The sequence below is a fragment of the Rhodovulum kholense genome, from assembly GCF_003053725.1.
In the GTDB taxonomy this organism is placed as follows: domain Bacteria; phylum Pseudomonadota; class Alphaproteobacteria; order Rhodobacterales; family Rhodobacteraceae; genus Rhodovulum; species Rhodovulum kholense.
In genome coordinates this window covers 46,165-52,765 of record NZ_QAYC01000022.1, presented here as the reverse complement: position 1 = coordinate 52,765, position 6,601 = coordinate 46,165, and the positions used below count along the sequence as shown (strand labels likewise).

At 67.0% G+C, this 6,601-nt stretch carries 7 protein-coding genes; 4 read left to right on the top strand and 3 right to left on the bottom strand.

Annotated features, from left to right (window positions below; all coding sequences use genetic code 11):
• The 3 genes from C8N38_RS19260 to C8N38_RS19250 all read right to left on the bottom strand — a co-directional run.
• On the bottom strand, window positions 1-95 hold a 95-nt coding region (locus C8N38_RS19260), incomplete at its 3' end, for a GTP-binding protein (RefSeq protein WP_132693438.1).
• A gap of 88 nt (window positions 96-183) precedes the next feature.
• Window positions 184-909, bottom strand: coding sequence for a hypothetical protein (locus C8N38_RS19255; RefSeq protein ID WP_245895811.1), 726 nt, complete (start codon window positions 907-909; stop codon window positions 184-186).
• Between the two features lie 70 nt (window positions 910-979).
• Window positions 980-3,283: a DNA topoisomerase IV subunit A gene (locus C8N38_RS19250; protein WP_108028755.1), complete on the bottom strand. Its 2,304-nt coding sequence runs from the start codon at window positions 3,281-3,283 to the stop codon at window positions 980-982.
• Between the two features lie 136 nt (window positions 3,284-3,419).
• Between C8N38_RS19250 and C8N38_RS19245 the strand changes: the two genes are divergently transcribed.
• The 4 genes from C8N38_RS19245 (at window position 3,420) to C8N38_RS19230 (ending at window position 6,522) form a co-directional block, all read left to right on the top strand.
• On the top strand, window positions 3,420-3,764 hold the full coding sequence (locus C8N38_RS19245) for a hypothetical protein (RefSeq protein ID WP_108028754.1): 345 nt from the start codon (window positions 3,420-3,422) through the stop codon (window positions 3,762-3,764).
• A gap of 51 nt (window positions 3,765-3,815) precedes the next feature.
• Window positions 3,816-4,643, top strand: a complete 828-nt coding sequence (locus C8N38_RS19240; protein ID WP_108028753.1) for an SDR family NAD(P)-dependent oxidoreductase — start codon at window positions 3,816-3,818, stop codon at window positions 4,641-4,643.
• A gap of 191 nt (window positions 4,644-4,834) precedes the next feature.
• Window positions 4,835-5,596 (top strand): electron transfer flavoprotein subunit beta/FixA family protein, encoded by a 762-nt coding sequence (locus tag C8N38_RS19235; RefSeq protein WP_108028752.1) that lies wholly within the window; start codon window positions 4,835-4,837, stop codon window positions 5,594-5,596.
• Window positions 5,596-6,522 carry an electron transfer flavoprotein subunit alpha/FixB family protein gene (locus C8N38_RS19230; protein WP_108028751.1) on the top strand — a complete coding sequence of 309 codons (927 nt, stop codon included), beginning with the start codon at window positions 5,596-5,598 and terminating at the stop codon, window positions 6,520-6,522. Before C8N38_RS19235 ends, C8N38_RS19230 begins: the two co-directional genes overlap by 1 nt.
• Window positions 6,523-6,601: the final 79 nt, after the last annotated feature.

Below are 6,601 nucleotides of genomic sequence, written 5' to 3'. Positions count from 1 at the left end.
ATCGCAGCCGTCAGCGTCGTCTTCCCGTGGTCAACGTGGCCGATCGTGCCGATGTTAACGTGCGGTTTCGTCCGTTCGAACTTTGCCTTACCCATCTTGGGCGCCTCATGGATTAGGGGGCCGCCTCCGGGCCCGATTCAACATCGCGGGCTCTCTAGTCTCTGGCCCGCCGGAAATCAAGCGTCAGTTGGCCCGGGACGGGTCCGCCGCCGGGGTCGTCGAGGGCGGTTCCGCGGTCGCATCCAGCGGACGCGTCACGATTTCGTCTGCCGATGCGGGCGCTGCGGCAGCCAGCGGGTCGACCGCCGATCCGGCCTCGACCCCGGCCAGGCCCACGTCGGACACGGCAGCATCGGGATCGTAGTTCAGCCAGTCCTCGCGGTGCTCGACAAGCCAGCGCTCGATCCGCTTGGCCGCGTTCCGGGCCAGCGCGCGCATCTGTTCCTCCTTGGTGCGGGTCAGCCCGGTGCCGATAAGGGTGGCCCCGTTCAGACCTTCGCCCACCGACAGCTGCTCGGATTCGGCGTTCAGCTTCTTGCCCGCCGCGTCGTCCCAGAGATTGGCCGACATGACCAGCATCGATTTCGGGGCCAGCACCACCGGAACGCCCGGCACTGCCAGCGCATAGCCGTCGACCGCGATGCCCAGATGGTAGATCTTGTCGCCGTCATAGCGGCCGAAGCGGCGTTCCAGCTCTTCCTTCAGCACCGTCTCCCATTCTTGCGCAGTCGCCTGTCGAGAGGGGGGGATGTCCTTGGCGTTCTTGGCCACGACGATGGCATAGCCCAGCCTGAAATCGCCCAGCGGCACCGGCGGCTCGTCGAGATCGTCCTTGGCACCGCAAGCCGAAACGAACGCCAGCGCCGCGACAAGCAGAACGGGCTTCAGGGTCGTGAACAGACGGCTCATGGAGTCCCCGCAAGATGTTGTATCGCCGCCCCGGAATAGCCCAAGGGCCGCGATCACGCAACGCTCGCGCTCAGGTGAAGCGATTGTCCCTTGGGAAGCCGCGCGGTGCCATCCGCCCGCTGCCCGCGCGCTTGCCCAGCCATTCGGAGAGGTCGGTCTCGGTGCGCGTGCGCCCGGCCGGATCGCGCCAGCTGAGCCCGTCGGCCAGGGTGAAGGTGGTGGCATCGACCAGACCGCCATCCTTGTATTTCTGCAACCGAACGCCCTTGCCGCGCGTCATTTCGGGCAGTTCCTCCAGCGGGAAGACCAGCACCTTGCGGTTTTGCCCGACGCAGGCGACGTGATCGCCCGAGACCGGCACGCAGACCCTGGCCGCAACCGGCGCCTTGACGTTCAGCGCCTGCTTGCCCGCGCGGGTCTGGGCCAGCACCTCGTCGGCGCCGACGACAAAGCCGTCGCCCGCGCTGGAGGCCACCAGAAGCTTTTCGCCGGGGCGATGGATGAAGAGCGCGACGATCTCGCTTTCATTGGGCAGATCGACCATCAGCCGCACCGGCTCGCCCATGCCGCGCCCGCCGGGAAGCTGGGCCACCGGCAGGGTGTAGAACCGCCCGTTCGCACCGAACAGGATCAGCTTGTCGGTGGTCTCGGCCGGGATCACGAAACGGCCCTCGTCGCCGTCCTTGAACTTCAGCGCCGAGCCGTCGGCCAGATGGCCCTTCATCGCCCGGATCCAGCCCATCTTCGAACAGACGACGGTCACCGGCTCGCGCTCGATCATCGCCTCGATCGGCACCTCGGCTACCTCGGCGGCTTCGGCGAACCGGGTCCGGCGCGCGCCCCCCGGCGCCTTGGCCCCGAAGGTCTTGCGGACCTCGCGCAGTTCCTCGGCGATCCGCTTCCATTGCAGGTCTTCGTGGTCCAGCAGATCGCGCAGGCCCGCGCGTTCCTCGGTCAGCCGGTCGCGCTCGGCGGTCAGTTCCATCTCTTCGAGCCGCCGGAGCGAGCGCAGCCGCATGTTCAGGATCGCCTCGGCCTGAACCTCGCTGAGCGTTCCCGGCCCGTCGGCAGGCAGCGGCGAGACATAGTCGCGGTCAGACATCGCCTTGGCGCGCGGCCGCGCCCAGTCCTCGGCCATCAGCGCGGCCTTCGGCTCGTCGTCATAGCGGATGATGTCGATCACCCGGTCGAGGTTGACGAAGGCGATCAGCAGCCCCTCCAGCACCTCGAGCCGGTGGTCGATCTTGTCCAGACGGTGCTCGGACCGGCGGATCAGCACGTCGCGCCGGTGATCGAGGAAGGCGCGCAGCACCTCCTTCAGCGAACAGACCTTCGGCGTGCGCCCGTCGATCAGCACGTTCATGTTGAGGCTGAACCGGATCTCGAGATCCGAGTTGCGGAACAGCGTGCCCATCAGCACTTCGGGGTCGATATTGCGCGAGCGGGGCTCCAGCACCAGCCGGATGTCCTCGGCGCTTTCGTCCCGGACATCGGCCAGGATCGGGATCTTCTTGGTCTGGATCAGGTCGGCGATGCGCTCGATCAGCTTCGATTTCTGCACCTGATAGGGGATCTCGGTGACCACGATCTGCCACTGGCCGCGCCCCAGATCCTCGACCGCCCATTGGGCGCGCAGCCGGAAGCTGCCGCGCCCGGTCCGGTAGGCCTGGGCGATGCTGTCGCGCGGCTCGACGATGACGCCGCCGGTCGGGAAATCGGGTCCCGGCACATATTGCAGCAGCGTGTCGTCATGGGCCTCGGGCGACTTGATCAGATGCAGGCAGGCGCCGACCAGATCGTCGATGTTGTGGGGCGGAATGTTCGTGGCCATCCCCACCGCGATGCCGCTCGACCCGTTGGCCAGCAGGTTCGGAAAGGCCGCGGGCAGCACGACGGGCTCTTCCAGCGTGCCGTCGTAATTGGGGCGGAAATCGACCGCGTTTTCCGACAGCCCCTCCATCAGGGCCTCGGCCGCGGCGGTCAGGCGGGCCTCGGTGTAGCGGCTGGCGGCGGGGTTGTCGCCGTCGATATTGCCGAAGTTCCCCTGCCCGTCCACCAGCGGGTAGCGGACGTTGAAATCCTGCGCCAGCCGCGCCATCGCATCATAGATCGCGGCATCGCCATGGGGGTGATAGTTGCCCATCACGTCGCCCGAGATCTTGGCCGACTTGCGGAAGCCTCCGGTCGCGGTCAGCTTGAGTTCGCGCATCGCGAACAGGATCCGGCGGTGCACGGGTTTCATCCCGTCCCGCGCGTCGGGCAGCGCCCGGTCCATGATCGTGGACAGCGCATAGGTCAGATACCGGTCGCCGATGGCACGGCGGAGCGGTTCGGACACGGCGTCCATCTTGGGGGTTTCGGTGGCGTCTGACATGTGTGTCGTCTAGATAAGGCAGGCAGACAAGTCCAGAGGCGGAACCCGCCTGCCGCCCCCGACCCGGCCGCCGCCCCGCGCGTGGCAATTTGGACGCGAAAAGGGTATACTCCCCTTCTTTTCAGGGAGAACCCCAATGAAACTTTTTGCACCAATCGCCTTGGGCACCGCTCTTGTCCTTGCCGCCCTTCCCGATCCCGCCCTCGCCCAGAACCAGTCCATGTCGGCCGGCACACAGGCCGGCAGCCATGGCACGCTCAGGGCCAATCCCGGCGGCGGCCCCCGCGTTTCGGTCGGGACCGGATTCGCCATAATCGACATGGGGGCAGAGTCGCGGTCCTTCTGCTGCGACGGCTGCAGCAGCGACCCGGGCGGACCGGGGGGCGTGTCCTGCTCGGGCTGCACCGAAGTCGGACCGGTCAGCTGTTCCGGCACGCTGGTGACCTGCGCCGACGATCTTTCGGGCTGCCCGGTGAACTAGCAGGACAGCTCGGGGCTGGACAGGGCGCGCGCCGGATGCCAACAGCGCGTCATGGCACGCAGCGTCCTGATCACCGGCTGTTCTTCTGGCATCGGCCATGATGCCGCCCATGCGCTCGCCGCGCGGGGCTGGCGGGTGTTCGCCACCTGCCGCCAGGAAGCCGATTGCGCGCGCCTGCGCAGCGAGGGGCTGGAAAGCTTCCCGCTCGACTATGCCAGCGAAGAAAGCATCGCCGCCGCGGTCGACGAGGCCTTGTCGCGCACCGGCGGCACGCTGGACGCGCTTTACAACAATGGCGCCTTCGGCTGTCCCGGCGCGGTCGAGGACCTGCCTCGCGGCGCGCTGCGCGAGATTTTCGAGACCAACCTTTTCGGGGTGCACGACCTCACCCGGCGGGTGATCCCCGCGATGCGCGCGCAGGGCCATGGCCGGATCGTCAACTGTTCCTCGGTGCTGGGGCTCGTGCCGCTGAAATGGCGCGGCGCCTATTCGGCGACGAAATACGCGCTGGAAGGGCTGACCGACACGCTGCGGCTTGAGATGCGCGACACCCCGATCCGGGTGATCCTGATCGAGCCCGGCCCGGTGACCTCGAAGATCCGGGTGAACTCGATCCCGCACTTCGAACGCTGGGTCGACTGGACGGCCAGCGCCCGGGCCGATCAGTACCGCACCTCGCTTCTGCAACGGCTTTACGAGGATCGCGGCCGCGACAGGTTCGAACTGCCGCCCTCGGCGGTCAGCCGCAAGCTGGTCCATGCGCTGGAAGCGCGACACCCGCGCCCGCGCTATTTCGTGACGACGCCCACCTACCTGATGAACATCGCGCGGCGGGTGCTGCCCACGCCCGCGCTCGACTGGCTGATCGACAAGGGCTAGGCGGGACGCGGCGCCCGGACCACGCGCCCCAAGGCACAGCGCGCAACAAAACGGCCGCAGCAACCTTCCCTGACGAAATATACTTTCCCGACGCTTTTGGTCTGTTCCCTCGGTTTGAGACTCGCTAACACTGCCCGGAACGTTTGACTTGCCCCCGGACGGGGGCGCGACTGCAAGGGAGACACACGCCGATGAAGGTCCTTGTGCCTGTTAAGCGGGTGATCGACTACAACGTGAAGGTCCGCGTGAAGGCGGACGGAACGGGGGTCGATCTCGCCAACGTCAAGATGTCAATGAACCCGTTCGACGAGATCGCCGTCGAAGAGGCGATCCGCCTGAAGGAAAAGGGTCAGGCCACCGAGATCGTCGCGGTCTCGATCGGGGTCAAGCAGGCCCAGGAAACCCTGCGCACGGCGCTGGCCATGGGCGCGGACCGGGCGATTCTGATCGTCGCCGCCGAGGACATCCATGACGACATCGAGCCGCTGGCCGTCGCCAAGATCCTCAAGGCCGTGGTCGACGAGGAACAGCCGGGTCTGGTGCTTTGCGGCAAGCAGGCGATCGACAACGACATGAACGCGACCGGCCAGATGCTGTCGGCGCTTCTGGGCTGGAGCCAGGGCACCTTCGCCTCGGGGCTCGAGATCGACGGCGACATGGCCGAGGTCACCCGCGAGGTCGATGGCGGCCTTCAAACCATCAAGGTCAAGCTGCCGGCCATCGTTTCGGTCGACCTGCGCCTCAACGAGCCGCGCTATGCCTCGCTGCCCAACATCATGAAGGCCAAGAAGAAGCAGCTCGACGAGAAGACGCCCGCCGATTACGGCGTCGACACCGCGCCGCGCCTGACCGTGCTGAAGACCGCCGAACCGCGCGAGCGCAAGGCCGGCGTCAAGGTCGGTTCGGTCGATGAGCTGATCGCGAAACTGAAAGACGAAGCGGGGGTGCTCTGATGGCCGTTCTGCTGCTTGCCGAAGTCACCGGGGGCGAACTGCAACTTGACGCGACCGCCAAGGCAGTGACCGCCGCCAAGGCACTGGGCGAGGTGACCGCGCTTTGCGTCGGCGAACATGCCAAGGCCGCGGGCGAGGCCGCCGCCAGGATCGAGGGCGTGGCGAAGGTTCTGGTCGCCGAGGATGCGATCTACGGCCACCGACTGGCCGAACCGACCGCCGATCTGATCGTGTCGCTGGCGGGCGACTATGACCATATCGCGGCCCCCGCGACGACCGACGCCAAGAACATCATGCCGCGCGTCGCCGCGCTGCTGGACGTCATGGTCATCACCGATGTCGTGGGCGTGGTCGATGCCGATACGTTCGACCGGCCGATCTATGCCGGCAACGCGATCCAGACCGTCAAGTCCTCGGATGCCAAGAAGGTCCTGACCATCCGCACCTCGACCTTCGAGGCGGCGGGCGAAGGCGCGGGCGCCCCGGTCTCGGACGTGGCGGCTGCGGGCAACCCCGCACTGTCGGAATGGGTCTCGGATACCGAAGCGAAAAGCGACCGGCCCGAACTGACCTCGGCCGGCGTGATCGTCTCGGGCGGCCGCGGCGTCGGGTCGGAAGAGAACTTCAAGCTGATCGAGGACCTGGCCGACAAGCTGGGTGCGGCGGTCGGCGCGTCGCGTGCGGCGGTCGACAGCGGCTTTGCGCCGAACGACTGGCAGGTCGGCCAGACCGGCAAGGTCGTGGCCCCCGAGCTGTACATCGCAGTGGGGATTTCGGGCGCGATCCAGCACCTCGCCGGGATGAAGGACTCGAAAGTCATCGTCGCGATCAACAAGGACGAAGAGGCGCCGATCTTCCAGGTCGCCGATTACGGCCTTGTCGCCGATCTTTTCGATGCGGTGCCAGAGCTGGTCTCCAAGCTCTGAGGCCCCGCCGCCAAGGAACGACAGGCCCGCCGGATCGCACCGGCGGGCCTTTTCATGTCGGCAAGCGGGGTGGGTCGGG